Origin of the sequence: Cellulomonas sp. Leaf334 (assembly GCF_001424195.1) — a bacterium.
GTDB lineage: Bacteria > Actinomycetota > Actinomycetes > Actinomycetales > Cellulomonadaceae > Cellulomonas.
Map to the genome: position 1 here is coordinate 129,728 of NZ_LMOO01000008.1, position 26,421 is coordinate 156,148.

General features: G+C 73.1%; 25 protein-coding genes, 1 pseudogene and 2 riboswitches. Of the genes and pseudogenes, 13 read left to right on the plus strand and 13 right to left on the minus strand.

What is annotated here, in order from left to right; all coding sequences use genetic code 11:
• Window positions 1-11 precede the first annotated feature (11 nt).
• The 7 genes from ASF78_RS18725 to ASF78_RS18755 all read left to right on the plus strand — a co-directional run bounded on the left by ASF78_RS18725 (window position 12) and on the right by ASF78_RS18755 (window position 8,752).
• The gene (locus ASF78_RS18725) at window positions 12-1,289 is read left to right on the plus strand and encodes a sugar ABC transporter substrate-binding protein (protein ID WP_056593137.1); all 1,278 of its coding nucleotides are present in this window, start codon (window positions 12-14) and stop codon (window positions 1,287-1,289) included.
• A gap of 4 nt (window positions 1,290-1,293) precedes the next feature.
• Window positions 1,294-2,307 carry a carbohydrate ABC transporter permease gene (locus ASF78_RS18730; protein WP_056593140.1) on the plus strand — a complete coding sequence of 338 codons (1,014 nt, stop codon included), beginning with the start codon at window positions 1,294-1,296 and terminating at the stop codon, window positions 2,305-2,307.
• Window positions 2,304-3,185, plus strand: coding sequence for a carbohydrate ABC transporter permease (locus ASF78_RS18735; RefSeq protein WP_056593147.1), 882 nt, complete (start codon window positions 2,304-2,306; stop codon window positions 3,183-3,185). Before ASF78_RS18730 ends, ASF78_RS18735 begins: the two co-directional genes overlap by 4 nt.
• A gap of 8 nt (window positions 3,186-3,193) precedes the next feature.
• On the plus strand, window positions 3,194-4,753 hold the full coding sequence (locus tag ASF78_RS18740) for a glucoamylase family protein (RefSeq protein WP_369816345.1): 1,560 nt from the start codon (window positions 3,194-3,196) through the stop codon (window positions 4,751-4,753).
• Between the two features lie 83 nt (window positions 4,754-4,836).
• Complete coding sequence (locus ASF78_RS18745) at window positions 4,837-6,570, plus strand: xylan 1,4-beta-xylosidase (RefSeq protein ID WP_235518703.1); 1,734 nt, start codon at window positions 4,837-4,839, stop codon at window positions 6,568-6,570.
• Window positions 6,567-8,042 carry an alpha-amylase family glycosyl hydrolase gene (locus ASF78_RS18750; RefSeq protein ID WP_056593150.1) on the plus strand — a complete coding sequence of 492 codons (1,476 nt, stop codon included), beginning with the start codon at window positions 6,567-6,569 and terminating at the stop codon, window positions 8,040-8,042. The genes ASF78_RS18745 and ASF78_RS18750 overlap by 4 nt, the downstream gene beginning before the upstream one ends.
• Entirely contained in the window at window positions 8,039-8,752 is a 714-nt protein-coding gene (locus ASF78_RS18755) for a DUF2599 domain-containing protein (RefSeq protein WP_056593151.1), read from the plus strand. Before ASF78_RS18750 ends, ASF78_RS18755 begins: the two co-directional genes overlap by 4 nt.
• 109 nt (window positions 8,753-8,861) lie before the next feature.
• On the opposite strand, the gene ASF78_RS18760 is transcribed toward ASF78_RS18755, so the two are convergent.
• Both ASF78_RS18760 and ASF78_RS18765 read right to left on the minus strand, forming a co-directional pair.
• Complete coding sequence (locus ASF78_RS18760; RefSeq protein WP_056593152.1) at window positions 8,862-10,937, minus strand: acyl-CoA dehydrogenase; 2,076 nt, start codon at window positions 10,935-10,937, stop codon at window positions 8,862-8,864.
• Window positions 10,934-11,767, minus strand: coding sequence for a TetR/AcrR family transcriptional regulator (locus ASF78_RS18765; RefSeq protein ID WP_056593154.1), 834 nt, complete (start codon window positions 11,765-11,767; stop codon window positions 10,934-10,936). Before ASF78_RS18765 ends, ASF78_RS18760 begins: the two co-directional genes overlap by 4 nt.
• 103 nt (window positions 11,768-11,870) lie before the next feature.
• On the opposite strand from ASF78_RS18765, the gene ASF78_RS18770 reads away from it, so the two are divergent.
• The 3 genes from ASF78_RS18770 to ASF78_RS18780 are packed head-to-tail and all read left to right on the plus strand — an operon-like array spanning window position 11,871 to window position 15,417.
• Window positions 11,871-13,193 (plus strand): acetyl-CoA C-acetyltransferase, encoded by a 1,323-nt coding sequence (locus ASF78_RS18770; protein WP_056593157.1) that lies wholly within the window; start codon window positions 11,871-11,873, stop codon window positions 13,191-13,193.
• 2 nt (window positions 13,194-13,195) lie between these two features.
• Window positions 13,196-14,539: a 3-oxoacyl-ACP reductase gene (locus tag ASF78_RS18775; protein ID WP_056593159.1), complete on the plus strand. Its 1,344-nt coding sequence runs from the start codon at window positions 13,196-13,198 to the stop codon at window positions 14,537-14,539.
• Window positions 14,536-15,417 carry a MaoC/PaaZ C-terminal domain-containing protein gene (locus ASF78_RS18780; RefSeq protein ID WP_056593161.1) on the plus strand — a complete coding sequence of 294 codons (882 nt, stop codon included), beginning with the start codon at window positions 14,536-14,538 and terminating at the stop codon, window positions 15,415-15,417. The genes ASF78_RS18775 and ASF78_RS18780 overlap by 4 nt, the downstream gene beginning before the upstream one ends.
• On the opposite strand, the gene ASF78_RS18785 is transcribed toward ASF78_RS18780, so the two are convergent.
• The 3 genes from ASF78_RS18785 to ASF78_RS18795 all read right to left on the minus strand — a co-directional run bounded on the left by ASF78_RS18785 (window position 15,401) and on the right by ASF78_RS18795 (window position 18,352).
• A complete protein-coding gene (locus tag ASF78_RS18785; protein WP_056593164.1) occupies window positions 15,401-15,979 on the minus strand; it encodes a GNAT family N-acetyltransferase in 579 nt (192 codons plus the stop codon). The genes ASF78_RS18780 and ASF78_RS18785 overlap by 17 nt on opposite strands.
• 34 nt (window positions 15,980-16,013) lie before the next feature.
• On the minus strand, window positions 16,014-16,658 hold the full coding sequence (locus tag ASF78_RS18790) for a fasciclin domain-containing protein (protein WP_056593168.1): 645 nt from the start codon (window positions 16,656-16,658) through the stop codon (window positions 16,014-16,016).
• A gap of 299 nt (window positions 16,659-16,957) precedes the next feature.
• Window positions 16,958-18,352 carry an aminotransferase class V-fold PLP-dependent enzyme gene (locus ASF78_RS18795; RefSeq protein ID WP_056593170.1) on the minus strand — a complete coding sequence of 465 codons (1,395 nt, stop codon included), beginning with the start codon at window positions 18,350-18,352 and terminating at the stop codon, window positions 16,958-16,960.
• A 44-nt stretch (window positions 18,353-18,396) separates the two neighbouring features.
• A riboswitch (SAM riboswitch) is annotated at window positions 18,397-18,511 on the minus strand.
• Between the two features lie 117 nt (window positions 18,512-18,628).
• Window positions 18,629-18,728, plus strand: a riboswitch (SAM riboswitch).
• A 4-nt stretch (window positions 18,729-18,732) separates the two neighbouring features.
• On the opposite strand from ASF78_RS18795, the pseudogene ASF78_RS18800 reads away from it, so the two are divergent.
• From ASF78_RS18800 to ASF78_RS18810, 3 genes and pseudogenes are all read left to right on the plus strand, one after another.
• A pseudogene (locus ASF78_RS18800) lies at window positions 18,733-18,912 on the plus strand (DUF1737 domain-containing protein); the annotation flags it as partial.
• Window positions 18,913-18,935: 23 nt separating this feature from the next.
• On the plus strand, window positions 18,936-19,349 hold the full coding sequence (locus tag ASF78_RS18805; protein WP_056593176.1) for a rhodanese-like domain-containing protein: 414 nt from the start codon (window positions 18,936-18,938) through the stop codon (window positions 19,347-19,349).
• A complete protein-coding gene (locus ASF78_RS18810) occupies window positions 19,346-20,605 on the plus strand; it encodes an O-succinylhomoserine sulfhydrylase (protein WP_056593177.1) in 1,260 nt (419 codons plus the stop codon). The genes ASF78_RS18805 and ASF78_RS18810 overlap by 4 nt, the downstream gene beginning before the upstream one ends.
• On the opposite strand, the gene ASF78_RS18815 is transcribed toward ASF78_RS18810, so the two are convergent.
• The 8 genes from ASF78_RS18815 to ASF78_RS18850 all read right to left on the minus strand — a co-directional run bounded on the left by ASF78_RS18815 (window position 20,602) and on the right by ASF78_RS18850 (window position 26,295).
• Entirely contained in the window at window positions 20,602-21,084 is a 483-nt protein-coding gene (locus tag ASF78_RS18815) for a pyridoxamine 5'-phosphate oxidase family protein (RefSeq protein ID WP_056593180.1), read from the minus strand. The genes ASF78_RS18810 and ASF78_RS18815 overlap by 4 nt on opposite strands.
• A gap of 143 nt (window positions 21,085-21,227) precedes the next feature.
• Entirely contained in the window at window positions 21,228-22,205 is a 978-nt protein-coding gene (locus ASF78_RS18820; RefSeq protein WP_056593184.1) for a GNAT family N-acetyltransferase, read from the minus strand.
• A 3-nt stretch (window positions 22,206-22,208) separates the two neighbouring features.
• Window positions 22,209-22,904, minus strand: coding sequence for a phosphoribosylformylglycinamidine synthase subunit PurQ (gene purQ / locus ASF78_RS18825; RefSeq protein WP_056593186.1), 696 nt, complete (start codon window positions 22,902-22,904; stop codon window positions 22,209-22,211).
• Window positions 22,901-23,155 (minus strand): phosphoribosylformylglycinamidine synthase subunit PurS, encoded by a 255-nt coding sequence (gene purS, locus ASF78_RS18830; protein ID WP_056593189.1) that lies wholly within the window; start codon window positions 23,153-23,155, stop codon window positions 22,901-22,903. Before purS ends, purQ begins: the two co-directional genes overlap by 4 nt.
• Before the next feature lie 80 nt (window positions 23,156-23,235).
• Window positions 23,236-24,345, minus strand: coding sequence for a hypothetical protein (locus tag ASF78_RS18835; RefSeq protein WP_056593194.1), 1,110 nt, complete (start codon window positions 24,343-24,345; stop codon window positions 23,236-23,238).
• Complete coding sequence (locus ASF78_RS18840; RefSeq protein ID WP_056593197.1) at window positions 24,342-25,454, minus strand: hypothetical protein; 1,113 nt, start codon at window positions 25,452-25,454, stop codon at window positions 24,342-24,344. The genes ASF78_RS18835 and ASF78_RS18840 overlap by 4 nt, the downstream gene beginning before the upstream one ends.
• On the minus strand, window positions 25,451-25,960 hold the full coding sequence (locus tag ASF78_RS18845) for a hypothetical protein (protein WP_056593200.1): 510 nt from the start codon (window positions 25,958-25,960) through the stop codon (window positions 25,451-25,453). The genes ASF78_RS18840 and ASF78_RS18845 overlap by 4 nt, the downstream gene beginning before the upstream one ends.
• The gene (locus ASF78_RS18850) at window positions 25,960-26,295 is read right to left on the minus strand and encodes a PadR family transcriptional regulator (RefSeq protein ID WP_056593202.1); all 336 of its coding nucleotides are present in this window, start codon (window positions 26,293-26,295) and stop codon (window positions 25,960-25,962) included. The genes ASF78_RS18845 and ASF78_RS18850 overlap by 1 nt, the downstream gene beginning before the upstream one ends.
• Window positions 26,296-26,421: the final 126 nt, after the last annotated feature.

Below are 26,421 nucleotides of genomic sequence, written 5' to 3' on the forward strand. Positions count from 1 at the left end.
GAGGAACCAGCATGAAGAGATCCCTGCGCGTCAGCGTCGCCGCGTTGGCCGTCACCACCTTCGCCCTGACCGCGGGCTGCGGTCGCAGCGACGAACCCGCGGCCGAGGACGCCAGCGCTGCCCCCGTCGCGACCGGCGACGTCAGCGGTGACATCACGGTCTGGGCCATGGGCACCGAGGGCGAGAAGCTCGGCGAGTTCGCCCAGGCCTTCACCGAGGAGAACCCCGACGTGACCGTCGACGTCACGGCCATCCCCTGGGACGCCGCGCACGACAAGATCGCGACGGCCATCGCTGCCGACGAGGTGCCCGACGTCTCCATGATCGGCACCACCTGGATGGGCGAGTTCGGCACCAGCGGCGGTCTCGACCCGACACCGCCGGACCTCATCGACGAGTCCGCGTTCTTCGAGGGCGCGTGGGGTTCCACCGAGGTCGGCGGGGTCTCCTACGCGGTGCCGTGGTACGTCGAGACGCGTGTGCTGTTCGTCGACACCGCGCTCGCGGAGCAGGCCGGGGTCTCCCCGACGCCCGCGACGTGGGACGACCTGATGGCGACGTCGAAGGGCATGCAGTCCGCCGGAGCCCAGTGGGGCATCACCCTGCAGGCCGGGCAGACCGGCGCGTGGCAGACGTTCATGCCGTTCGCATGGCAGGCCGGCGCCGAGATCATGAACGCCGACCAGACCGAGTTCACGTTCGACAGCCCCGAGTTCGTCAAGGCGCTCACCTACTACCAGTCGTTCTTCACGGACGGCGTCGCGCCGAAGGAGCTGCCCGACGGCACGCTGGAACCCGACTTCGTCGCCGGCAAGATCGGCGCCTTCCAGTCCGGCCCGTGGCACATCGGGATCCTCGACGAGACCGGCGGCGAGGGCTTCCTCGACGGCGTGACCCTGGCGCCGCTGCCCGCCGACGAGAAGCAGGCGTCGTTCATCGGTGGCAGCAACCTCGCCGTGTTCAAGGGCTCCGAGAACCGCGACGCGGCCTGGAAGTTCGTCCAGTGGCTCAGCCAGCCCGAGGTCCAGGCCGACTGGTACGCCGAGACGAGCGACCTGCCGGCCGTGCAGTCCGCGTGGGAGGAGGGCGACCTCGCCTCCGACCCCGCGCTCGCCGTGTTCGGCGAGCAGATGACGACCGCGCAGGCGCCGCCGTCGATCCCGACGTGGGAGCAGATCTCCAGCGTGATCGACACCGAGCTGGAGAAGGTCTGCAAGTCCGGGATGGACCCGCAGGAGGCCGCGACGGCCATCCAGCAGCAGGCCGAGGCGATCGGCACGGGGCTCTGACCTCATGTCCACGACCCTGACCTCCGGGTCGGGCGTGCAGGCGCCGGGGGCGGCCGACCAGGCCGCCCCCCGCGTCCGCCGCTCCTCCCCCCTGCGCCGACGGCGCAGCATCGCCGCGTGGGGCATGGCGGCACCGTTCGTCGTGCTGTTCCTCGTGTTCACCGCGTGGCCGGTGGTGTCGTCGCTGTTCATGAGCGTCACCGACATCAAGAGCAAGGACCTGCAGAACCCGTTCGCGGTCAACTTCGTGGGTCTCGAGAACTTCACCACCGTGCTCGCCGACCCCACGTTCCGCAAGGCGGCGACGAACACGCTCTACTTCGTCGTCGTCGGCGTCCCCCTGACGATGGTCGTGGCGCTCGCGATCGCGGTCGCGCTCAACACCGGCATCACCAAGCTCTCCGGGTTCTTCCGGATCGGGTACTACATGCCGGTCGTCACCTCGATCGTGGCCGTCGCCGTCGTCTGGCGGTTCCTGCTACGGCCGGAGAACGGGCTGATCAACGAGGTGCTGAGCTGGGTCGGCATCACCGGCCCCGACTGGCTGGGCAGCACGACGTGGGCGATGCCGTCGCTCATCGCGATGGCCGTCTGGCGTTCGCTGGGCACGCTCGTCGTGATCTTCCTGGCCGGGCTCCAGTCCGTGCCGAAGGCCCTGCACGAGGCCGCGGCGCTCGACGGTGCCACGGCGTGGCAGCGGCTGCGCCGGATCACCATCCCGACGATCCGGCCGACCATGCTGTTCGCCGGCGTCATCACGGGCATCGGGTTCCTGCAGTTCTTCGAGGAGCCGTTCGTCATGACGCAGGGTGGTCCGCTGAACAGCACGCTCTCGGTGGCCTACCTCGTCTACAACACGTTCGGGTTCGGCAACTACGGCGTCGCGGCCGCGATGAGCTACGTGCTCTTCGCCGCGGTCGTGGTGCTCACGATCATCCAGTTCAAGGTGTTCGGCGAGCGTGACGACGCGACCGGCCAGAAGAAGCGCTGGTTCCGTCGGCAGGGAGGTGCGGTATGACCGCCCTGGAGACGAAGCCGCAGGCGAAGCCCAGGGGCACCGTCGGCTCCCACATCGGCGAGCCACAGTCCCGCCCGTGGATCTACGTGGTGCTCGGCATCGGGCTCGTGCTCGTCATCACGCCATTCGTCTGGATGGCCCTCGGGTCCGTCAAGAGCGAGGGCGAGCTGCGCGCCAACCCACCGACGTGGTGGCCGCAGAACCCGACGCTCGACAACTTCCGCGAGCTGTTCACCCGACTCGACTTCCCGCAGTTCTTCACCAACTCCGTCGTCGTCGCGGTCGTCGTGACGCTCGGCAACCTGGTGTTCTGCTCGATGCTCGGGTACGCGTTCGCCAAGCTCGACTTCTGGGGGAAGGCGTGGCTGTTCCGGCTGGTGCTGGCGACCCTGATGATCCCGGGGATGGTGACGCTGGTCCCGCTGTTCGTGCAGATCAGCAACCTGGGCATGGTCAACACGTACTTCGGGCTGATCCTGCCGTTCCTGGCCGGACCGTTCGGCGTGTTCCTCATGCGTCAGTTCATCCAGGGCATCCCCGACGAGCTGATCGACGCCGGCCGGGTGGACGGCGCCGGCGAGTTCCGGATCTTCGCGCGGGTGGTCATGCCGCTGTGCAAGCCGGCCCTCGCCACGCTCGGGATCCTCACGTTCCTCGGTTCGTGGAACAACTTCCTGTGGCCGCTGGTCGTGTCCAGCACCGAGGACATGTACACCCTGCCGGTCGCGCTCGCGCTGTACAGCGTCGGCCAGAACTCGACGCAGTACGGCCTCCTGCTCGCCGGCTCGATGGTCGTCGTCATCCCGATCCTGATCCTGTTCTTCGCGCTCCAGAAGCACGTGGTCCAGGGCCTGGCGACGACCGGCCTCAAATCATGAAGGGCTCGATGATGAGACTCCGACCTCTGGCCGCCGCTGCCGCGGCTGCCGCCCTGCTCCTGACGGGTGCGACGACCGCCTCCGCGGGCGGCCGGCACCACGAGCACGACGGCCTCACCCGCCACGACCGCGCGGACCTGAAGCGCTGGGGCCACGACACGTGGGCGTCGTTCGTCGCGATGACGGACGAGACCACGGGCCTGCCGGCCGACAACATCGACGCGTCCCTCGACGCGGCGACACGCTCCGGCTACACCTCGCCCACGAACATCGGCGCCTACCTGTGGTCGACGATCTCCGCGCAGGAGCTCGGGATCATCGGCAAGCGCGAGGCCAGGCAGCGGATGAAGCAGACGCTGGCCACGCTGGCGACGATGGAGCGGCACGAGCCGAGCGGCATGTTCTACAACTGGTACGACGAGGCCACCGCGGCGAAGCTCACGGTGTTCCCGACGGGCGAGACGATCTACCCGTTCCTGTCCTCGGTGGACAACGGGTGGATGGCCGCGGCCCTCATGGTGGTCCGCACCGCCGAGCCGTCCCTGCGCAGGCAGGCGGACGCACTCCTGGAGCCGATGAACTTCGCGGCGTTCTACGACCCGGCCGCGAACGGCGGCATCCCCGGGCGGGCCGGTCTGCTGCGCGGGGGGTTCTGGGCGGACCCGCCGAACGTGGAGACCGATCCCGGGACCGTCGACGGGTCGCCGGTGTACTTCACCAAGAACCACTACGACATCACCAACTCCGAGCCGCGGATCGCCAGCTACATCGGCATCGCTCGGGGTCAGATCCCGGCCGCGCACTACTACGCGACGGCCCGCACGTTCCCAGCCAGCTGCGACTGGGACTGGCTGGAGCAGCGCCCGGTCGGCGTGACCCGCACGTACGAGGGCATCGAGGTCTTCGAGGGTGCGTTCACGTACCGCGGCATGCACATCGTCCCGAGCTGGGGCGGCGACATGTTCGAGGAGCTCATGCCCGACATGTTCGTGCCGGAGTCCGAGTGGGCCCCGAAGAGCTGGGGCGTCAACCACCCGCTCGCCGTCCGCGCGCACATCGAGCACGGCATGGACGAGGCCGGCTACGGCTACTGGGGCTTCTCGCCGGCCAGCGACCCGTTCGGCACGTACAACGTGTACGGCGTCGACGCGATCGGCATGGACCCCACCGGGTACCCGTCGGACGCGGAGAAGACGAACGTCGACGCGGGCTACGAGGGGTGCCGTCCGGCGACCAACCCGACACCGACGTTCGGTGACGGCGTCGTGACCCCGCACGCGTCCTTCCTCGCGCTGCCGTACGCACCGCGCGAGGCCGTGCAGAACCTGCGCAACATCGAGACGGTGCTCGGCGCGTACGGCGACGGCGGGTTCTACGACTCCGTCGCGGTCCGCTCCAACACCCAGGCGAAGCGGTACCTGTCGCTCGACCAGGGCATGGTGCTCGGCGCGCTGGGCAACGTGCTCGGCGGGAACGTCCTGCACGAGTCCTTCGGGACCCGGCAGGTCGAGAAGGTCCTGCGACCGCTCATCGGCCAGGAGGAGTTCAGCGCGGGGGTGATCAAGTGACCGAGGCACGCACGGACTGGGAGAACAGGATCGGGCGTCGCTCGGACACGACAGGGGCCCCAGGCGGGGCTGGAGCGATCCCCGTGCTCGCACCGCCGGCGGGGCTGTACGCCGCGCCGGGGGTGGGGCAGGTGACGCTGCACTGGGTGCCGGTCGACGGGGCCGTCGGGTACCAGGTCGTCCGCGACGGCGTCCCGCTCGACCACCAGGGCGGCGACGTCCTGGCGGTCCCGCACGGGCCGTACGCGGACACCACCGGCGAACCCGGCGTGCCGTACCGGTACGCGGTGGCGACGGTCACCGACGTCGACGTGACCGGCCCCGCCGGTGACGAGGTCGTCGCGGCCTCGCTGCCCGCCGGGGACGCGGGCGTCGAGGTCCTGGTGGACCTCGGGACCGTCGTCCGCGAGCTGCCCCGACCGTGGCGGCCGATGATCGGCTCCGAGCACCTCAGCCTGCTGCTGAGCGACGAGACCGTGGGTGGGCAGAGCATCTCCGCCGACCTCACGTCGGCGTTGCGGGCGGCGCACGACGAGCTCGGCGTCGCGACGGTCCGCGCCCACGCGATCCTGTGCGACGACCTCGGCGTGTACCGCGAGGTCGACGGCGAGCCCGTGCACGACTTCACGGGCGTCGACGCCACGTACGACGCGCTGCTGGCCCTCGGCCTGCGGCCCGTCGTCGAGCTGTCGTACATGCCGCGCGACCTGGCGTCCGACCCGGACGTGACCGTGTTCGACTACGGCGCGATCGTGTCCCCGCCGAAGGACTGGGACCGCTGGGCGGCGCTGGTCACCGACCTCGTCGGGCACCTGGTCCAGCGGTACGGGCTCGACGAGGTCCGCGACCGCTGGTCGTTCGAGGTGTGGAACGAGCCGAACCTCGAGGTGTTCTGGTCGGGCACGCGCGACGAGTTCTGGCGCCTGTACGACGTGACGGTGAACGCCGTGCGCGAGGTGGACGACCAGCTCGTCGTCGGTGGTCCGTCGACCGCGGCCGCAGGCTGGGTGGACGGGCTCCTGGAGCACGTCGCCTCCTCGGGCGCCCCGGTCGACTTCGTCTCGACGCACACCTACGGCAACGCACCGCTGGACGTGCGGGCGACCCTCGCGCGGCACGGGCGCGAGGACGCGCAGATCTGGTGGACCGAGTGGGGGGTCAGCCCGACGCACTTCGGCAACGCCAACGACGGCGTGTTCTCCGCTGCGTTCCTGGTCCGCGGGATGCGCTCGGCCGCCGGGCGCATCGACGCGCTGTCCTACTGGGTGGTCTCCGACCAGTTCGAGGAGCTCGGCCGCCCGCCGCGGCTGCTGCACGGCGGGTTCGGTCTGCGGACCGTCGGTGAGCTGCGCAAGCCGCGGTGGTGGGCGCTGTGGCTGCTGGAGCAGCTGGGGCGCGACGAGGTCGCGGCGACCGTGACCGGCGACGGCGCGGACAGCCTGGTCGAGGTGTGGGCGTCGCGCGACGGCGACGACCGTGTCGCGATCGCGCTGTGGAACGGCACCCTGGACCAGTCGAAGGTCGACGGGTCCGCCCTCCTCGGCCGGACGGTCCAGGTCTCGGTGGACGGGCTGCCCGACGGCTCGTGGGCGGTGCGCGAGTCGCGGGTCGACGCCGACCACTCCAACATCGCGGCCCTCTGGTCGTCGATGTCGGACGGTGCCGACTGGCCGACCGACGAGCAGTGGTCGACGCTGCGGGCCGCCGACCGGCTCGCGGTCACGGAGCGCCCGCTGGACGGGTCGACCCTGCTGGTCGACCTGCCCAACCCCTCGATCGTGCTCGTGGAGCTGGTCCGCGCGGTCCACGCGGGGTGAGCCCCTGGTGGCGCAGCGCCGTCGTGTACCAGGTGTACGTCCGCTCCTTCCTGGACGGGGACGGCGACGGCGTCGGTGACCTGGCGGGCCTGACCGCCGGGCTCGACGCCGTCGCGCGCCTGGGTGTCGACGCGGTGTGGCTCACGCCCGTGTACCGCTCGCCGCAGGCCGACCACGGGTACGACGTGGCCGACCACCGCGACATCGACCCGCTCTTCGGGGATCTCGCGGCGTTCGACCGGCTGGTCGAGGCGGCGCACGAGCGCGGGCTGCGGGTGCTCATGGACCTGGTCCCGAACCACGTGTCCGACCAGCACCCGTGGTTCGTCGCGGCCCGCGCCGGCGGCCCCGAGCGGGACCTGTTCCACATCCGTCCGCGGCCCACCGGCTGGCGGTCGATGTTCGGCGGGCCGGCCTGGTCGCCGCTGCCCGACGGCGACTGGTACCTGCACCTGTTCGCCCCGGAGCAGCCGGACCTGAACTGGGCGCACCCGGTGGTGCAGGCCGACTTCGCGGACACGCTGCGGTTCTGGCTGGCGCGCGGGGTCGACGGGTTCCGGGTGGACGTCGCCGGCGGGCTGGCCAAGGACCCCGGGTACGGCGAGGTCCGTCGCGGCACCCTGCACCCGCACTGGGACCGCCCGGAGGTCCACGACATCTACCGGTCCTGGCGTCACGTGCTGGGCAGCGCACCGGCGGTCGCGGAGGCCTGGGGGCCGCCCGAGCGCACCGCGGCGTTCGCCCGCGCCGACGAGCTCGGCCAGGCGTTCGCGTTCGACGTCCTGCGCACGCCCTGGCCCGCCGCGGCCCTGCGCCGGACCGTCGACGCCCAGCTCGCGGCGCACCGCGCGGTCGGGGCCCTGCCCGCGTGGGTGGCCGGCAACCACGACATCGCCCGGGTCGCGACGCGCCTCGGACCGGAGCGAGCCCTGGCGCTGCACCTGTTCCTGCTCGCCCTGCCCGGCGCGTTCTACCTGTACGCCGGCGACGAGCTGGGCCTGCCCGACGCCGACGTCCCGCCCGAGCTGTGGCAGGACCCGCAGTCGCTGCGGTCCGGCGGCCGGCTGCCCAACCGCGACGGGGCACGCGTGCCGCTGCCGTGGACGTCCGGACCGGGCGTCGGCTTCACGACGGGAACGCCGTGGCTGCCGATCCCCGCGACCTGGCCCGTGTACGCGCGCGACCGGCAGGAGGCCGACCGCACGTCGACCTGGTCGGTGCTCCGCCGCGCCCTCGTCGCCCGTCGGTGGCTGTGGACCACCGACGACCTGACCTGGCAAGACACCCGACCCGGCGTGCTCGTCGGCCGGCGCGGCGACGCGCTCGTCGTGCTCAACACGTCATCCCGCCTGTGGCGGCTGCCCGCCGGGACGACCGTCGTCGCCCGCAGCGGCACCGGCGCCGACCCGACGACCGTCACCCCCGCGGAGTGCGTCTGGCTGACGGATGAGCCGGTACGTTTCGCAGGGTGAGAACACGGGCAGCCCTGGTCGCTGCGCTGCTCGCCCTCGTGCTGGTCGGCTGCGCCCCGGACCCTGCCGAGCCCTCGCCGCCCCCGGCCCCGTCGGCCACGCCGACCCTCACCGCGGACCCGATGGACCCCACCGGCATCCGCGCGACCGGCACCCCGGTCACCTCCGGTGCCGTGACGCTCACCGTCTCCGTCCCCGGTCTCGTGGTGGCGGTCGACCCCGACGGATCCGCCCGGGCGTCGGTCCCCGGCGACGTGCTGGTCGCCGCGCCCGAGGGTCTGACGATCACCGCCCTGTCCGACGGGACCGCCGCGGTCCGCGACGGCTCCGGCGCGTTCGTCGCCGGTCTGACCACGGACCCGTGGGGCACCGGCCTGGTCCAGGTGGGTCCCGACGTGGTCCGGCTCGACGACGCCGCCGACCTCTGGTTCACCTCCGTCGCCGTCGAGAGCGCCGTCTGGGGCGAGGCGGAGGGCGGCCGGTCGCTCGCCGTCACGCCCAGCGCGTGGGCCCGTGCTCGCGGGCAGGCCGCGCAGGAGGGTCTGTGGGCGCAGGTCGTCGCCCTGGCACCCGAGGCGGACACCCCCGGCATGAAGGCGCAGCTCGAGTGCCACGAGCTCGGCGCCCCGGACAAGGCCACCTGGAACCTGGAGCCGTGGCGGCCCGACGTCGACGCCATCGAGATGATCCGCGAGCGCTGCAACCCCTGACGAGGCTCGGCCCGTCTCCCGCGGGATGCGCGAGGAGGCGGGCCGAGCACCCACCGCCCGGGGGGTGTGGCGGCGGGTCAGCGCGCCGGATCGGCGCGCGGTCTGCGGGTCAGCGCTTGTGCTTCTCCGAGACGGGGGCGTCGCCCGAGGCGCGCTGCGCCCGGTAGTAGGCGCGCGCCTCGTCCTGCCGGGCCTGCTCGGCTCCCGACGCGATGGGTGCCCGCAGGTGCGCCTGCTCGTAGCCGAACGCGTCGACGAGCGACTGCGCGTGCGGGCGCAGCCGCGCCAGCAGCCGGTCGATGTACGACGTCACGGTGCGGGCGCGCCCGGCGGACAGCCGGCCGTTCAGCAGGTACCAGGTGAGGTTCCGCTCGATGACCGTGAGCCCGAACAGGTCCCGGACCCACGTGAGGATCTGGCGGGTGCCGGGGTCGGTGACGCGCTCCAGCGCGGCCGTGAACGACTCCCACTGCACCAGCTCGGCGTGCGCGCGGGCCGCCGCGATGAGCTCGTGCTGGTGGGCGTTGAACAGTGCCGCGGCGGTCGCGGGGTCGGCCTTCTGCGCCGGGCGCAGCCCCTGGGCGACCTCGGCGACCATCGTCTCGACGCGGTCCACCAGCAGCTCGCGCTGGGTGGCCGTCTCGCGGAGCTGACCGGCCGAGCGGCGCGGGTCGCCGACGTCGGCGATGGTCTGCACGGCACGGTGCAGAGGTGTGCGGAACCGGGCGGCGTCGGACGCGCGCTCGGCCACCATGCGGGCGACCTTCGTCGCGTCGAGGTGCTTGAAGCTCTTCGCGTAGTCGGTGAGCAGACGCTTCCCGACGAGCTGCAGCAGGACCGTGTTGTCGCCCTCGAACGTCGCGTACACGTCCATGTCGGCGCGCAGCCCGGTGATCCGGTTCTCCGCGAGGAACCCGGCCCCGCCGCACGCCTCGCGGGCGACCTGGAGCGTGTTCAGCGCATGCCACGTCGACGCCGGCTTGAGCGCCGCGGCGAGCGTCTCCAGGTCCTCGCGCGTCTCCGGGGTGTCGTTGCGGCCCGAGAACACGTCGTCGAACGCGGCGAGCAGGTCCTCGTGCGCGAACCCGGCGGCGTACGTCTCGGCGAGCAGCGGGAGCAGGCGGCGCTGGTGCTCGGCGTAGTCGAGGATGACGACCTCGTCGGTGGGCGACGCGCCGTTGAACTGGCGGCGCTGGTTGCCGTACGTGATCGCGATGGTCAGACCGATGCGGGCGGCCGTGACCGCGGCGCCGTCGAGCGAGACGCGACCCTGCACGAGCGTGCCCAGCATCGTGAAGAACCGGCGACCCGGGCTCGCGATGGGCGACGAGTAGGTGCCGTCCTCGTCCACGTCGCCGTAACGGTTCAGCAGGTTCGTGCGCGGGACGCGGACCTGGTCGAACCAGAGCCGGCCGTTGTCGATGCCGTTCAGGCCGCCCTTGAGCCCGTCGTCCTCACCGCCGACGCCGGGCAGGAACTCCATCGTGGCCTCGTCGCGGATCGGGACGTAGAACGCGTGCACCCCGTGGTCGGTCCCCGCGGTGATCAGCCGCGCGAACACGGTGGCCGCGGTGCCGTGCACCCCGGCGTTCCCGAGGTAGTCCTTCCACGCCGCACGGAACGGCGTGTGGATGACGAACTCCTGCGTCGCCGGGTCGTACGTCGCGGTCGTGCCGATGGCGGCGACGTCCGAGCCGTGGCCCGTCTCCGTCATCGCGAACGCGCCCGGGACCTTGACCGACAGCGCGTCGGCCAGGAACTCGTCGTGGTTGCGCTCGGTGCCCAGGTGGTAGATCGCGGACGCGAACAGCCCCCACTGCACACCCGACTTGATCTGCAGCGACGGGTCCGCGTGGGTGAGCTCCTCGAACCGGGCGAGGAAGCCGCCGTGGTCCTCCGCACCGCCGAAGCGCTCCGGGAACGAGCGGTGAACGTCACCCTCGGCGGCGAGCAGGCGGAGCTGGCCGAGGACGCGCTCGCGGTGGTCGGCCAGGGACTGGCCCTCGATCCGGTGGAACCGCTCGTCGGCCATCAGCTTGCGCGCGGCGAGCCGGAGCTCCGGGTAGTGGCCCAGCAGGACCTGCTGCAGGTGCGCGATGTCGACGTTGGTGACGTCGGCGTCGAGGCGGGGGTCGCCCGCCTCGGGCGCGTCGACGGTGAGGCGCGGGTTGGTGGTGGTCGTCATCGGGACTCCTCGGGAGACGTGCGGTTGCGGTCACGGGCCAGGAGCCCGACGGGTCCGGCCCAGAGCCATGCGGCGACCTGGGCGGTGAGCTCTTCGCGGTCCGGGCTGGCTGGCTCGTCGCGGTGGGCCAGCCACCACTCGCCGGAGCCGCGGACGAAGCCGACGGCACCGGCGGCCCAGGACTCGGCCAGCGCGACGCGGGCGGCGAGTGCGCTGTCGTCCTCTTCCGAGGCTTCCGGCCGGCGTGCCGTCCGCCGACCGTCGTGCTCCTCCGTCAGTCCCCGGGCGAACGGTGCGGCGACGAGCGCGGTGACCGAGTCGAGGAAGTGCCCGAGCGGGCCACCCGACTCCACCGAGCCGTTGCGCGTCACGAACGCGTAGACGTTGGGCGACGACTCGATCATCTCGAGGTACACCGCGACCATCGCCCGCAACCCGTCGCGGGGGGTCGGCGCGATCCGCAGGACGCCCTCGAGCGCCCCCTGGATCTGCAGCACGACGGCCTCGGCGACGGCGATCTGCAGGCCGGTCTTGTCCGCGAAGTACCGGTAGACGATCGACTTGGAGGTGCCCGCGGCGGCCGCGATCTCCTCCATCGACACGTCGGGGCCCTTGTGGTGGACCGTCCGGCGCGCGATGCGCACCAGCTCCGCGCGGCGGGCCTCGCGGTGGTCGGCCCAGCGGGTCGACCGGCCGTCGGCGGCGAAGGCGTCCTCAGCAGGACGTCTGGTCGCGGGGGGCGTCGGAAGGGCCGGTCGCGCACGACCGGCCTCGGTGTTCAGCAGCGTGAGGGCCGTCGCCTTCGACTGGCCCGGTGTGACAGGGCTCACGAGACCGAAGGTATCAGGTACTGTGGGTTTCGGACACCACGTCATCATCATCGAGCCTCCGCGCTCGGCACCGCTCAGCGACGAAGCGAGAGGAACGCGCCCCATGGCACGCCCCACCACCCCCACTCCCGAGGTCCGCAGGGCCTACGTGCTCGGCGGCAACCGGATCCCCTTCGCCCGCGCCGGCGGCCCCTACGTCCGGGCCAGCAACCAGGACATGCTCACCGCCGCGATCGACGGGCTCGTCGCCCGGTACGGCCTGCAGGGCGAGCGCATCGGCGAGGTCGCCGCGGGCGCCGTGCTCAAGCACAGCAAGGACTTCAACCTCACCCGCGAGGCCGTCCTCGGGTCGGCGCTCTCGGCCGAGACCCCCGCGTACGACGTGCAGCAGGCCTGCGCGACCGGCCTCGAGACCGTCGTCTCGCTCAGCAACAAGATCCGCCTCGGCCAGCTCGAGTCCGCGATCGCCGGCGGCGTCGACTCCACGTCGGACGCCCCCATCGCGGTCAGCAACCGCCTGCGCCGCGCGCTGCTCGACCTGTCCCGCGCCAAGACCGTCGGGCAGAAGCTCGCCGCGGTCTCGAAGATCCGCCCCAAGGACCTCGCGCCCGTCGCCCCGAACACCGGCGAGCCCCGCACGCACCTGTCGATGGGCGAGCACCAGGCGCTGACCACGGCGCAGTGGGAGATCACGCAGGCCGCGCAGGACGAGATCGCGCTGGCCAGCCACCAGCGCCTCGCCGCCGCGTACGACTCCGGGTTCTTCGACGACCTGGTCACCCCGTTCCGGGGCCTGACGCGCGACGCCAACCTGCGCGCCGACTCCTCGCTGGAGAAGCTGGCCAAGCTCAAGCCGGCCTTCGGGCTCGGCCTGGACACGCCCGCGACGATGACGGCCGGCAACTCCACGCCGCTGTCCGACGGCGCCTCGACGGTGCTGCTCGGGTCCGCCGACTGGGCCGCCGCGCACGACCTGGTCCCGCTCGCCTCCGTGGTCGACGCCGAGGCCGGCGCGGTCGACTTCGTGCACGGCGACGACGGCCTGCTGATGGCCCCCGCGTTCGCCGTGCCGCGCCTGCTCGCCCGCAACGGGCTGACGCTGGCCGACGTCGACCTGGTCGAGATCCACGAGGCGTTCGCCGCGACCGTGCTGACGACGCTGGCCGCGTGGGAGTCCGAGGAGTTCGGGCGTACCCGGCTCGGGCTCGACGGCGCGTTCGGCACGGTCGACCGTGCCCGGTTGAACGTGCACGGCTCGTCGCTGGCCGCGGGCCACCCGTTCGCCGCGACCGGCGGGCGGATCATCGCGACGGTCAGCAAGGAGCTGCACCGCCGCAAGGAGGCCACCGGCGCGCCGGTGCGCGCGCTCGTGTCCGTGTGCGCAGCCGGCGGGCTGGGCCTCACCGCGATCCTCGAGGCGGCCTGACCATGAGCGACACCTACCTGAACCTGGTCAACACCGGCTTCACCAAGAAGGTCGCGAAGCAGCTCGGGCTGCCGCAGCCGGCGCCCCTGCGCCGCTACGAGCCCGGGCAGCCGCTCCTCCAGGGCGCCGTCCTGGTGCTCGGACGCGGATCGGAGTCCGACGCGCTCGCCGGGTACCTGTCCGCCGACTGGGACCTGGACGTGCACCGGCACGCGACGCCGGGCACGCGGTACTCCGCGGTCGTCCTCGCGCTCACCGAGCTGACGCACCCCGACCAGCTGGCGGAGCCAGTGCTGGCCGCCGGCGCCGTCCTCAAGTCGCTGCCGAAGGGCGCCCGCGTCGTCACCGTCTCCCGTGCCTCACGGGCCGACGACGCCCCCGCGGTCGCCGCCGCCCGGCAGGGCGTCGACGGGCTGCTGCGGTCGCTGGCCAAGGAGCTGCGCGGCGGCTCGACCGGCAACGGCGTCGTGCTGGCCGCCGACGTCCCCGTCACGGCGCCGTCCGTCGTCGGTGCGCTGCGGTTCTTCCTGTCGACGAAGTCCGCGTTCGTCGACGGGCAGCTGCTGGCCGTCGACTCCGCCGCCGGCACGCTGCCCGAGGACTGGTCCGCGCCGCTGGCGGGTCGCGTCGCCGTCGTCACCGGTGCCGCTCGCGGCATCGGCGCCTCGATCGCCGACACCCTGGCCCGCGACGGCGCCACCGTCGTCGCCGTCGACATCCCGGCCGCCGGCGAGCAGCTGGTGACCGTCGCCAACCGGGTGCACGGGACCGCGCTGCAGCTGGACGTCACCGCCGACGACGCCGGAGCCCGCATCCTCGAGCACGCGCTCCAGCGGCACGGCCGGCTCGACATCGTCGTGCACAACGCCGGGATCACGCGCGACAAGCTCCTGGCCAACATGGCCCCCGACACCTGGGACTCCGTGCTCGCCGTGAACATCGCGTCGCAGCTGCGCATCAACGAGGCGCTGCTGACCTCCGGCGACTTCACCGACGCGCCGCGGATCGTGTCGCTCGCGTCGACGTCGGGCATCGCCGGCAACCGCGGCCAGACCAACTACGCCGCGTCCAAGGGCGGAGTCATCGGCATGGTCCGCGCGACCGCGCCGCTGCTCGAGGCGTTCGGCGGGACCGCCAACGCGGTCGCACCCGGGTTCATCGAGACCGAGATGACCGCGCGCATCCCCGCCGTCACGCGGCAGGTGGCCCGTCGACTGAACTCCCTGCAGCAGGGCGGGCAGCCCGTGGACGTCGCCGAGACCGTGGCGTTCCTGGCCTCCCCCGCCGCCGGTGGTGTCGTCGGACGGGTGCTGCGGGTGTGCGGGCAGAACCTGGTGGGCCAGTGACTCCTGGTGGGGCGACAACGACGGTCCTCCTGCCCGAGGTTCCCTCGCTCGGCGGGCTGTACGCACGCGGAGCCGGGCTGTCGCTAGCGCGGCGCATGCGGCCCGGGCCGTCGGCGCTTCCCGACGTGGAGTACGTGGTGCGCGGGGTGCAGTCGTCGTCGGAGCACCTGACGGACTACCAGCACCTGCTCGGGGAGTCCGGGTCCGACGAGCTGCCCGCCGGGTTCGTGCACGTCCTGGCGTTCCCCGTCGCGACCGCGCTCATGGTCCGCAGCGACTTCCCACTGCCGCTCGTCGGCCTCGTCCACCTGGCCAACCGCGTGACCCAGCTGCGGCCGCTGCGGCTCGGGGACGTCCTCGACGTGCGCGCCACGGCCACCGACCTGCGGCCGCACCGGTCCGGCACGCAGGTGGACCTGGTGACCGAGGTGTCCGTCGACGGGTCGGTCGCGTGGCGCGGGGTGTCGACGTACCTCGCACGCGGGGTGTTCCTCGCGGGGACCGTCACGGAGCCCTCGGAGACCTTCGTCCCGCCCACGCCCACCGGCCGCTGGAAGCTCGACGGCGACGTCGGACGGCGGTACGCCGCGGTGTCCGGCGACCGGAACCCGATCCACCTGTCCGCGCTCTCGGCCAAGGCCCTCGGGTTCCCGCGGGCCATCGCGCACGGCATGTACACCGCGTCGCGCGCGCTCGCCGACGTGGGCGCCGGGCGCGGGGACGCGTTCGAGTGGGCTGCCGAGTTCGTGAAGCCGGTGCTGCTGCCGGGGACGGTCACCGTGCGGATCGCGCGCTCGTCGGAAGGGTTCGCGTTCGCCGGCTGGGACGCCCGCTCCGGCAAGCCGCACCTGACCGGGTCCGTCACCCCGCTGCGCTGAGCCGGGCCTCCAGGCCGTCGCGGACCGCGGGCCACTCGTCGGTCAGGATCGAGAAGTAGGCGCTGTCCCCGCGCGTGCCGTCGGGTGCCAGCCGGTGGCTGCGCAGGACGCCCTCCGGGACGGCGCCGAGGCGTCGGATCGCCGCGATGGAGCGGGCGTTGCGCGCATCGGCCCGGAACGCGACCCGCGCACAGCCCCACGTCTCGAATGCGTGCGTGAGCATCAGCAGCTTGCACGCGGGGTTGTTCGTCGTGCCCCACCAGCGCGGGTCGTAGTAGGTGTAGCCGATCTCGACGCGGCCGATGCGCGGGTCCCAGTCGTAGAACGACGTGGAGCCCCGGACCTCGCCCGTCGCGTCGTCGAGGACCGCGAACGCTAGCCGGCTCGGTGCCTGCTGGGCGGCTCGGATCTCGACCCTCATGACCTCCGGGGAGTCCGGGGTCGGGGAGGACATGCCCGCCCAGAGGCGGTCGTCGACGAACGCGGAGAGCGGCCCGGCGTGCTCGTCGGCCAGCGGGACCAGGCGGGTGCCGTGGCCGTCGAGGGTCAGGTCGTGCAGCATCCTGCGATGCTGGCACGACCCGACCCTCCGGTGCTCAGAGGTCCGCGGGCCGCAGGACGAACGTGATCGCGTGCGCGATCTGCACGTTGCCCTTGTTGAGGTCGAGCTTGCCGGGGACCAGGAACGGGTTGAGGTCGTTGCGGTCCTGGTCGCGCAGCTGCACGACGCCCCAGCGCTTGGAGAGGACGTCGACGGTGATCGTGCCGCCCTGGGCGGTGGTGAGCACCGCGTTGTCGCTGGCCAGCGCCGTACCGGAGTCGATCGTCGCGCCCGGGACCACGTGGTAGAGCAGGACCTGCTCGATCGCGTCGATGCCGACCGCCCCCGCGAGCGCCGTGAGGACCTCCTGCTCGCTGCCGTACCAGCGGTGCGTCAGGTCCTTGGCGAGCAGCTGGAACGCGCGGTCGTTCGGCACGAACGCCGTGAGCGGGACCGTGCCGTCCGCGAGGACCGCGACGGGGCTGCCGGGCTTTGCCGCGAGGACCGCGCCGACGGCCTGGTCGAGGATGTCGAAGTCGCGCCAGCTGCGGTCGAACGTGTCGCCGTCCGAGGCGAGCAGGGCGGCCAGGCTCGACGTCCCCGTCGGCGGAGCGGCGGTGGCCGACGGGGCGAGCGCGAGTCCTGCGCCGGCGAGCAGACCGGTGGCGACGAGGGCGGAGAGCGTGCGGCGGATCCTCATGGTGGGCTCCTACGGACGACGGGCCGCGGCGGACACCCCTGCGCCGCGCCGCGCGGACGCCCAGGAGGACGCCCTGTGTCCCCTTCGTCCGGAACCGGCCCGCGGGATGCACCCCGAGACCGATCCCCGACCGCTTCACCGAACTCGTCAGTCCCAGCCGAACTCGTCGGTTGCAAGCGACGAGTTCGGCGCGAACTGACGAGTTCGGTGGGTTGCGGTCGGGCTCGGGGTGAGACTGCGGGCTCGCGTGCTCGACCGCGCGGGCGTTGGGGTGGAGCGGCGTGCCTGCGGCTGGTGCGTCAGTCGTCCAGGGCCGGGCCGCAGGCTGCGGCGGCGGTGGCTGCCAGGTGGTTCAGGCCGTGGACCGCGAGGAGGGGGCGGGTGTCCTCGACGACCGCCCAGCAGCCGTCGACGACCTCGTAGCGGACAGCGGGGCCGGTCGACAGGTACTGCGTGAGGGCGACGACCAGGCGGTCGACCGCCTCGCTCGTCGTGCCGACGCCGACCGACGCGCGGATCGCACCGCCGGACGCGCCCAGGTGCGCGAGGAGCGGGTGCGCGCAGAAGCGACCGTCGCGGACGCCGATGCCGTGCTCGGCCGCGAGGTACGCCGCGACCAGGCCGGGGTCGTGGTCGGGCACCGTGAACGTGAGCACGCCGACGGGCGCCTCCGAGTCCGGCCAGATGCGCGCGATCTCGACGCCGTCGATCCCCGACAGCCCGGAGACCAGCCGCTCGCGCAGGGCCTCCTCGTGGGCGGCCAGGGCACCCGCCGGGAGCGCGGCGAGCTGGTCGCACGCCTCCGCGAGCGCGATGGCGCCGATCACGTTGGGCGACCCGGCCTCGTGGCGCGCCGGGGCGGGCTGCCAGACGGTCCGGTCGGCGCGCACGTCGCGCACCGCACCTCCCCCTGCGAGGTACGGCGTGCCCGTGTCGAGCCAGTCCCGACGACCGACGAGGGCCCCCGCACCGAACGGTGCGTACGTCTTGTGGCCCGAGAACGCGACGTAGTCGGCGTCCGTGTCCGTCAGGGAGAAGCCGCGGTGCGGGACCAGCTGCGCGCCGTCGACGGCCACCCGGGCGCCCTCGGCGTGCGCGAGCGCGACGACCCGGTCGATCGGCAGCGCCTCCCCTGTCACGTTGGACGCGCCCGTGATCGTGACCAGCGCGTACGGCTGGCGGGCGAGCTCGTCGCGCAGCGCGTCGAGGGTCTCGGCGACGGTGCCCCGGATCGGCAGGATCGTCGTGCGGTTGCCGCGGCGATCGCTCGACTGGACCCAGGGCAGCAGGTTGGCGTGGTGCTCGACGTCCAGGACGAGGACCCGACCGCCGTCGGGGACGACCCCCGCCAGGAGGTTGAGCGAGTCGGTGGTGTTGCGCGTGATGATCGCGACGTCGTCGGGACGTGCGTCGACGAACCGCGCGACGGTCTGGCGGGCCGACTCGTACAGGGCCGTCGACACCTGCGACAGGTACCCCGCGCCGCGGTGCACCGACGCGTACAGCGGCAGCACCTCGGTCACGCGGGCGGCGACGGCCTCGAGCGCCGGGGCGCTGGCGGCGTAGTCGAGGTTGGCGTAGACGCGCTGCGTGCCGTCGACCAGCGGGACGGTGGTGGTGCCGCCGACGACCGGGAGCAGGGCGCCCACCTCGTCGACGGAGGCACACGAGAGGCGCTCGGCGATGACGGTCATGATGGTCCTCCGACACGTTCCGGGGGGACACCGACAGCGGTGGAACCCCGCGCTTGCCACGACCCGGGCGGGGCGCGGCCAGGTCGTCACCCGGGGCACCCCACCGCGGAGGAGGGTTGCCGGCCAGCGAGCCGGGGCTTGACGCTGGCGCTCATGACCTGTGACGAGGGTCCCGGCACGTCCCAGGACCTGTCAACGCGGCACGCGAACCGTCTCGCCTGACGGGACGCCTTGTCCACCACTTGGAGCGCGGGCGCCGCCGCGCGTAGCATCGCCGCACCATCCAGAGCGGCTGAGAGATCTGGCTCGACGACGCCGCAGCAACCCGCGGGCACCTGTGCCCGGCCGAGGGTGCTACCGCCAGGACCGATGGAGGCGACATGACGGCCGTACCGATCGAACGCAGGCGCTACCGGCTGCTCACCGGCCCCGACGACGCCGCGTTCTGCGACCGCGTCACCGCCGCGCTCGACGAGGGCTACGCGCTCTACGGCAGCCCTGCCGCGACGTTCGACGGCGAGCACGTGATCGTCGCGCAGGCCGTCGTCCTGCCCTCCGCCACCACCCACGAGACGAGGCCCGTATGAGCTACGCCGGCGACCTGACCCCCCAGCAGGCCTGGGACCTCCTGACGTCCGACCAGAGCGCCGTGCTCGTCGACGTCCGGACCGACGCCGAGTGGCGCTACGTCGGCATCCCCGACTCCGCCCCGCTCGACGGCCGCGCGGCCCTGGTCGAGTGGGTGTCCTACCCGTCCGGACGGCCGAACCCGCAGTTCCTCAAGCAGCTCACCGAGGCGGGCGTCACGGCCGGTCGGCCCGTCGTGTTCCTGTGCCGCTCCGGCGTGCGCTCGATCGCGGCCGCGCAGGCGGCGACCGCGGCAGGCCTCGGCCCCGCGTACAACGTGCTCGAGGGCTTCGAGGGTGACGTCGGCCCCGACGGCCACCGCGGGCACTCCGGCTGGCGCGCCGCGGGTCTGCCCTGGCGGCAGGCGTGAGCGCCGGCCGCGTCCCCGGTCCGAACGACTGGGACGACCGGCGCACCCCCCGCACCGACCTGCGCCCCGACACCCTCGCGGTGCGCGGCGGCCTGGTCCGCAGCCAGTTCCAGGAGACGTCCGAGGCGCTGTTCCTCACGCAGGGGTTCGTGTACGGCGGCGCCGCCGAGGCCGAGGCCGCGTTCGCCGGTGACACCGACCGGTTCCTGTACTCCCGGTACAACAACCCCACGGTGTCCACGTTCGAGGAGCGGCTGCGGCTGCTCGAGGGCGCCGAGGCGGCCGTCGCCACCGCGTCGGGCATGTCCGCGGTGTTCACCGCGATCGCCGCCCTGGTCGAGTCAGGCTCCCGGATCGTGTCCGCCCGTGCGCTGTTCGGGTCCACCGTCGTGATCTTCGAGGAGATCCTGGCCAAGTGGGGCGTGCGCACCGACTACGTCGACGGCCACGAGCTGGACCAGTGGGAGGCCGCGCTGTCCACGCCGGCCGACGTCGTGTTCTTCGAGACGCCGTCCAACCCGATGCAGGACCTGGTGGACATCGCGGCGGTCACCCGGCTCGCGCACGCCGCCGGGGCCACGGTCATCGTCGACAACGTCTTCGCCACCCCCGTGCTGTCCCGGCCGCTCGACTTCGGTGCCGACGTCGTCGTGTACTCCGCGACCAAGCACATCGACGGGCAGGGCCGCGTGCTCGGCGGCGCGATCCTCGGCACGGAGGAGTACATCCGCGGTCCCGTGCAGACGCTGATCCGCAACACCGGCCCGTCGCTGTCGGCGTTCAACGCGTGGGTTCTGCTCAAGGGCCTGGAGACGCTGTCGCTGCGCGTGCGTCACCAGACCGCGTCGGCCCTGCGGGTCGCGACGTGGATCGAGCAGCAGCCCGGCGTCTCGCTCGTCCGCTACCCGTACCTGCCGTCGCACCCGCAGCACGCACTCGCGCTCACGCAGCAGTCCGGCGGCGGGACCGTCGTCACGTTCAACCTGGCGGTGCCCGAGGGGGCGACCCCCGACGTGACCAAGAAGGTCGCGTTCGGGTTCCTGGACGCGCTGCGGGTCGTCGACATCTCCAACAACCTCGGCGACGCCAAGTCGCTCGTCACGCACCCCGCGACGACGACGCACCGCAAGCTCGGTCCCGAGGGCCGTGCGGCGGTCGGCATCGCCGAGTCGACCGTGCGGCTCTCCGTCGGGCTCGAGGACCCCGCCGACCTGATCGACGACCTCGCGCAGGCCCTCGGGACGCTCGCGGGCTAGAGCCGCACCGTCTCGTTCTCGCCGCCGTCGTAGCGCTCGCCGGTGACCTTGGCCTTGACCAGGCTGAACGCCGTCGTCAGGCGGCCGCCCTTGGCGTGCCAGTACTCGGCCGTCTGCCCGTGCAGCACGACGAGGACCAGTCCGGGAGTCTCCGGCCCGTCGGGGAACCACGCCTCGGCGGTCACGCCCCAGAGCTCGCGGTTCCTGGCGACGTCGCGGACCACCTCGGCCGATCCCGACACCGAGACCCATGCCGTCGAGTCGGCGAACGCCGCGTTCGCGGGGCTGCCCGCCTCGATCTCGTGCACCTTGTGGCTGTCGGCGTCGGCGAAGAACCACAGGTCCCCGTCGAAGTCCACGTCCTGCACACCCATCGGCCGGCTCACGAGCGAGCCGTCCGCACCCACCGTCGTGAGCATCGCGATCTTCGCGTCCTTGATCAGACCAGCCACCGTGGCGACGTCGTCGTCGTGCGTCATGCGTCCTCCTCGACCAGCGCGCTCACGGGGCTGCTGACCGCGGCGCCCGGCCACGGTAGGCACGATGCCTCGATGCTGCATGCGCTGCCGGCGTCGCAGGAAGATGAGTGGATGCGGTTCGCGGAGGTGGCGCGGACGCGCGCTCAGACGTCCTTGGCCATCCAGAGCGACAGGAAGTCGCCGGTGAAGTCGAAGAAGGGCACCACCGGGCGGTAGCCGGCCGACAGGTAGAGAGTGACCGCCTCGGGCTGCCGGATCCCGGTCTGCAGGACCACGCTGGTCAGTCCGCGCTCGCGTGCGTCGTCCTCGACGGCGGCGAGCAGGGCACGGGCCGCACCGGAGCCGCGCGCGGACTCGTCGACCCACACCTTCTTCAGCTCGACCGACCCCGCGGGGTAGCCGTCCCGTGCGGCACGCAGGGTTGCGCAGCCGACGGGGTTGCCGTCGACCCACGCGACGACCGTGGTCAGGGCACCGACGCCCTGCTGCGGGTCGTCCGCCTCGAAGCCGCCCGGGGTGCTCGCGGCGATCTCCGGGTAGCGCACCTCGATGTCGAGCCACATCGCGAACCGCAGCGCGGTGGCCACCGGGTCGGACCAGTGGGTGCGGGTGATCGTGACCGTCGGGCGCTCGCCGGTGCGCGGGGGGCGGGGCGTCGACGGTCCGAGGTCCTTGGCGAAGCAGCGGGACTCGGCCTCGACCGCGTACTCGCCGAAGTTCGGGATCGAGCGGTACCCCTCGCTCAGGTACAGGCCGATCGCGGACGCCTGCAGCACCCCTGTCTCCAGGACGAGCCGGCGGAAGCCCTTGTCCTGCGCCACCTGCTCGAGCTCACGCACCACCGCGCGGGAGTGGCCACGACCCCGGTGGGCCGGCACGACGAACATGCGCTTGAGCTCGCCGACGCCGTCGCCCAGCTCGTCGGACGCGTCACGGATCGCCCCGCACGCCACCGGCTCGCCGTCCACCCGCACGAGGAGCATCGCGACGATGCTCTCGCCGGTCATCTCGTGGCCGATGTCCTCCTCGCCGTACAGGGCGAGGAGCTCGGCCTGCTGGGCGGTGCGCAACCGGAGCGCGTCCGGGTCGTCCCAGTCGACGAGCGTGATGGTGGTGCTCAACGCTCAGCCGACGAGTGCCTTGAGGACCGACGTGAAGAAGCGCAGCCCGTCGGTACCGGTCCGCGGACCCTGGACGCCGTCCGGCCCGAAGCCCGGCTCGACCGCGTGCTCGGGGTGCGGCATGAGACCGACGACGTTGCCCGCCGCGTTCGAGATGCCGGCGATGCTGCGGCGCGACCCGTTCGGGTTCCAGCCCTGGTAGCGGAAGACCACGCGGCCCTCGCCCTCCAGCTCGTCGAGCGTGTGCTCGTCGGCGACGTACTGGCCGTCCTGGTTCTTCAGCGGGATCGTGATGTGCTCCCCCGCCGTGTAGTCACGGGTCCAGGCCGTGTCGACGTTGTCGACCGAGAGGACCTGCTCGCGGCACACGAAGTGCAGGTGGTCGTTCTTGATCATCGACCCCGGCAGCAGGTGCGCCTCGGTGAGGACCTGGAAGCCGTTGCAGATGCCGAGGACCGGCAGGCCTTTGTGCGCGGCGTCGACGATCTCGCCCATGACCGGCGCGAACCGGCTGATCGCACCGGCGCGCAGGTAGTCGCCGTACGAGAAGCCGCCGGGCAGGACGACCGCGTCGACCCCGTGCAGGTCGGCGTCGCCGTGCCACAGGGAGACGGCCTCGGCGCCCGCGAGGCGGACCGCGCGAGCCGCGTCGCGGTCGTCCAGCGTGCCGGGGAAGGTGACGACGCCGACCCGGGTCATGCCTGGGTGTCCTCGTAGACCGCGACGACGTCCTCGATCACCGGGTTGGACAGCACGTGCTCACCGGCCTCGCGGGCCGCGGCGAGGATCTCCTCGGTCACCGGCCCGTCGACCTCGAGCTCGAACCGCTTGCCCTGACGGACGGACGCGAACTGCCCGAACCCGAGCCGCGGCAGGGCGCCGGCGACGGCCTTGCCCTGCGGGTCGAGGATCTCGGGCTTCGGCATGACATCGACGACGACTCGTCCCACGAAAGGGCTCCAGGTGTTCGCGCGGCGGTGGGGGGTCGCGGCGATTCTAGCGAGTGGTTCGGGGGCCGCCGCGCACGTGCTCAGTCGGTGGAGACCAGCGCGGGGACGAGGCCCTCCTGGACGGTGTCGACGCCCGGCGGCCGACCCCGGAACGCGATCCGCAGGGCGTCGACGAGGGCCAGGTCGGCCGGACCCGACCGCGACGTCAGCCAGACCACCAGCAGCGCCGGCAGTGCCAGGAGCGCGCCCACCGCGACCCCGACGGAGAAGAACAGGTCCGCACGGCCGGAACCCTCCACCCACGCGAGACCGAGGAAGCAGCCGCTCAGCACGGCGACGAGCATGCGGTGTCGTGGGATCGGCCGGACGAGGCGTCGCGACGGCTGGGCGGGCCGGACGGGCACCAGCTGTCGCAGACGGCGACGGGCGAGCGGGGAGCCGAGAACACCCGACGCGAGCGCCCCTGCGAGCGCCACCAGCAGCACGGGCGAGGTGCCGGAGCGCGCGGCGGTGACCGTCTCGACGCAGGCGTCGCCGCACGCCGCCGTAGCGAGCCTGGTCGGCGCAGTCAGGCAGGCCGTCACGGCCCCCAGCCCGACGACCCCGACGGCGACCGCCAGCATCCCTGCGGACCCGCGTACGGTCAGCCGGTCGCGCATCACCCACCCGAACAGGAAGGTGTCGGCGGTGAGCTCCTCACCCGCATCGGCAACCAGGTGCTTCCGCGCCTGCTTCTGCAGCTGCCAGCGGCCGCGGGAAAGTACTCCGACCGACATCCCCAGGGCCAGCACCACGGCGGTCCACGACGGCATGTGCGGCCGGTCACCGGTCACCAGCGGGAGCAGCACTGAGACCGCGACGAACAGGACGACCAGGTTGCCCAGCATCCGCAGCGGCGCCGACGCCCCCTCGAGGTCGTCGCGGACCCACCCGCGGTACCGGGCGGGGACGCGCCGGTCGAACAGCCGGTACGCGAGCACGTGCCGCAGCGGCGGGCGGGTCCGTGCGCGGGTCGCCCACCCCGCCCGGACCAGTCCCGCAGCCGTCCGCGCGTCGACGCGCGTCGCACCCGGCGCCGCAAGGTCGGCGAGCAGCGCGACCAGCTCGTCGCCCCGCCGCAGCCGCCAGCGACGCGGGTACGCCCGCAGCCATCGGTGGACGGACCGCTCGAAGCGGGGGTCGACGGTCATCGGCTCTCCAGGGCGACGGCGGGGGTGAGGTCAGGGACGAGGTCGGTGTCGTACCGCTCGACCTCGACGGGGCGGTTGGTCCAGGCCACGTGCCGCAGGTCGACGAACGCGAGGCCGTCGGTCACGCGCGCGTGCCGCCACGCCGCGAACACGGTCGGGAGGAGGAACAGGCAGACGGGGGCGGCGACGGCGGAGAGCGACAGCGCCCAGACCCCGGTCGCCTCGGCGAGCGCGGCCGCGACGATCAGGCCGGTCCAGAGCGCCACGGCGACACCGGCGTGCGGTGCGGTGCCGACGAGCCGGCGTGCAGGCTGGTCGGGTGCCACCGCGAGCAGCCGTCGGAACCGGCGCGCGACGGCGATCCCGACGACGAGCCCGACGACCGCGGCGGCCGTCAGCGGGGCGGTGATCAGCAGCTGCGCGTCCCGCGGCACCGTCACGGTCTCGACGCAGCCGGCACCGCACGACGCCGTGCCCAGCCGGGTCGGCGCGAGGACCGCTGCCGCCGACCACGCCAGCGCACCGGCGGCCAGGAGGACCACGAGCACCCGGGCGCCGGGCTCGGCCATGGTCCGCTCCCGCGGCTGTCGGACCCAGACGAACCCACCGACGGCGTGCGGCTCGCGGCGGGTCCGGCGTCGCGCGTGGCGTTGCAGCCTGCGGCGGACGGCGGCATCGGGACGGACGAGCAGCAGGGTGGCCGTGAGCACCACGGCCAGGGTCGCCCACCACACCAGGGTCGCCGTGGGGAACCCGGCCGCCACCCCGTTCCACAGGGGGAAGGCGAGCAGCCACAGCCGACCCATCAGGTTGCGACGCAGGCTCCCCGGTCCGGTGATGTCCTGGCGCACCCACTCGCGGTACGGCGTCGGCACGCGCACGTCGAACAGCCGGTAGGCCAGGTAGACGTGCGGGGGCGGGGTCTGGCGCCACCGCGTCGCCACGCCGCCACGCAGCAGGCCGAGCGCGGTGCGGACGTCCAGGCGGCGGGCACCGTCGGGCGCGAGGTCGACCAGGACGGCGGTGACCTCGTCGGCACGCTGCGCCCGCCAGGTCGGGGGGTAGGCGCGCAGCCAGAAGGCGGCGGACCGCTCGAGCCGGTCGGTCATCGGTCCAGGGGCCGGTACGGGCGCATCGGGCCGATCTCCCGGGGTGAGCCGAACAGGGTCTCGATCGCGCCCGCCCGCCCGCGTGCGCGGTCCACCACGGCGACGACGGTGCCGGCCGCCACCGCCACCGCACTCGGCACCAGCGGGAGGTCGAGAAGGAGGAACAGGGGCAGGAACAGCGGTCCGAGCACGACGTCGAGCAGCAGGGCGTACCGCCACGGGTACAGCGCGCCCTCGAGATCGTCCCGAAGCCATCCGTCGTAGGCGCGCGACGGACGCCGGCCGAGCAGGCGGTAGCGCAGGAACGCGCCGACCGGCGGGCGCTGCCGCCATCGCACGGCCCAGCGGGCGCGCACCAGCCCCGTGGCGGTGCGCAGGTCGAGCCGCGTCGCACCGACGGGAGCGAGGTCGGCCAGGACCTCGGCGACCTCGGCGGTGCGCTCCGCCCGCCAGCGCCTCGGGAAGGCTCGCAGCCAGAACGCGGCGGAGCGGTCCAGGCCGCTCATCAGGCCGACCCGAGGGCGGGACGCGACGTCGGGCGAGCGGCGAGCACGCGTCGCGCGAGGAGGGCGAGGTCCGTCAGGCGGGCGGTCTCGGCGGCGAGGGCCGCCATGCCGTCGCGCGTGAGCCGGTAGTAGCGACGCAGGCGGCCGTCGACGACGACCTCGCCCGACGCCTCCGCGTAGCCCGCCTCCACCAGGCGGTCGAGGATGCCGTAGAGCGTGCCGGCGCCGAGCCGGACGCGGTCGTCGGACAGGGCCTTGACGGCCTCGACGACGCCGTAGCCGTGGCGGGGCTCCTCGGCCAGGGACAGCAGCACGTAGTACGCCTGCTCGCTCATCCGGAATCCCACGGACGATATATATCGCGTGACGACCTATGGCAGCAAGGGTCCGTCCGCCGCGCGCTGGTTCGTGGCGGTTTCCGGCCCGCACGTGGGCGCCGGGTGCGGTCCGTGTCGGTGGTC

Bases quoted from the DNA above. Each gene is read 5' to 3' on its own strand.
- ASF78_RS18835 (WP_056593194.1), bottom strand. From the start codon at position 24,345: ATGACCGTCGACCCCCGCTTCGAGCGGTCCGTCCACCGATGGCTGCGG.
- ASF78_RS18740 (WP_369816345.1), top strand. From the start codon at position 3,194: ATGATGAGACTCCGACCTCTGGCCGCCGCTGCCGCGGCTGCCGCCCTG.
- ASF78_RS18725 (WP_056593137.1), top strand. From the start codon at position 12: ATGAAGAGATCCCTGCGCGTCAGCGTCGCCGCGTTGGCCGTCACCACC.
- ASF78_RS18815 (WP_056593180.1), bottom strand. From the start codon at position 21,084: ATGACGCACGACGACGACGTCGCCACGGTGGCTGGTCTGATCAAGGAC.
- ASF78_RS18785 (WP_056593164.1), bottom strand. From the start codon at position 15,979: ATGCTGCACGACCTGACCCTCGACGGCCACGGCACCCGCCTGGTCCCG.
- ASF78_RS18805 (WP_056593176.1), top strand. From the start codon at position 18,936: ATGAGCTACGCCGGCGACCTGACCCCCCAGCAGGCCTGGGACCTCCTG.
- ASF78_RS18795 (WP_056593170.1), bottom strand. From the start codon at position 18,352: ATGACCGTCATCGCCGAGCGCCTCTCGTGTGCCTCCGTCGACGAGGTG.
- ASF78_RS18775 (WP_056593159.1), top strand. From the start codon at position 13,196: ATGAGCGACACCTACCTGAACCTGGTCAACACCGGCTTCACCAAGAAG.
- ASF78_RS18840 (WP_056593197.1), bottom strand. From the start codon at position 25,454: ATGACCGACCGGCTCGAGCGGTCCGCCGCCTTCTGGCTGCGCGCCTAC.
- purQ (WP_056593186.1), bottom strand. From the start codon at position 22,904: ATGACCCGGGTCGGCGTCGTCACCTTCCCCGGCACGCTGGACGACCGC.
- ASF78_RS18850 (WP_056593202.1), bottom strand. From the start codon at position 26,295: ATGAGCGAGCAGGCGTACTACGTGCTGCTGTCCCTGGCCGAGGAGCCC.
- ASF78_RS18760 (WP_056593152.1), bottom strand. From the start codon at position 10,937: ATGACGACCACCACCAACCCGCGCCTCACCGTCGACGCGCCCGAGGCG.
- ASF78_RS18790 (WP_056593168.1), bottom strand. From the start codon at position 16,658: ATGAGGATCCGCCGCACGCTCTCCGCCCTCGTCGCCACCGGTCTGCTC.
- ASF78_RS18730 (WP_056593140.1), top strand. From the start codon at position 1,294: ATGTCCACGACCCTGACCTCCGGGTCGGGCGTGCAGGCGCCGGGGGCG.
- ASF78_RS18845 (WP_056593200.1), bottom strand. From the start codon at position 25,960: ATGAGCGGCCTGGACCGCTCCGCCGCGTTCTGGCTGCGAGCCTTCCCG.
- ASF78_RS18770 (WP_056593157.1), top strand. From the start codon at position 11,871: ATGGCACGCCCCACCACCCCCACTCCCGAGGTCCGCAGGGCCTACGTG.
- ASF78_RS18735 (WP_056593147.1), top strand. From the start codon at position 2,304: ATGACCGCCCTGGAGACGAAGCCGCAGGCGAAGCCCAGGGGCACCGTC.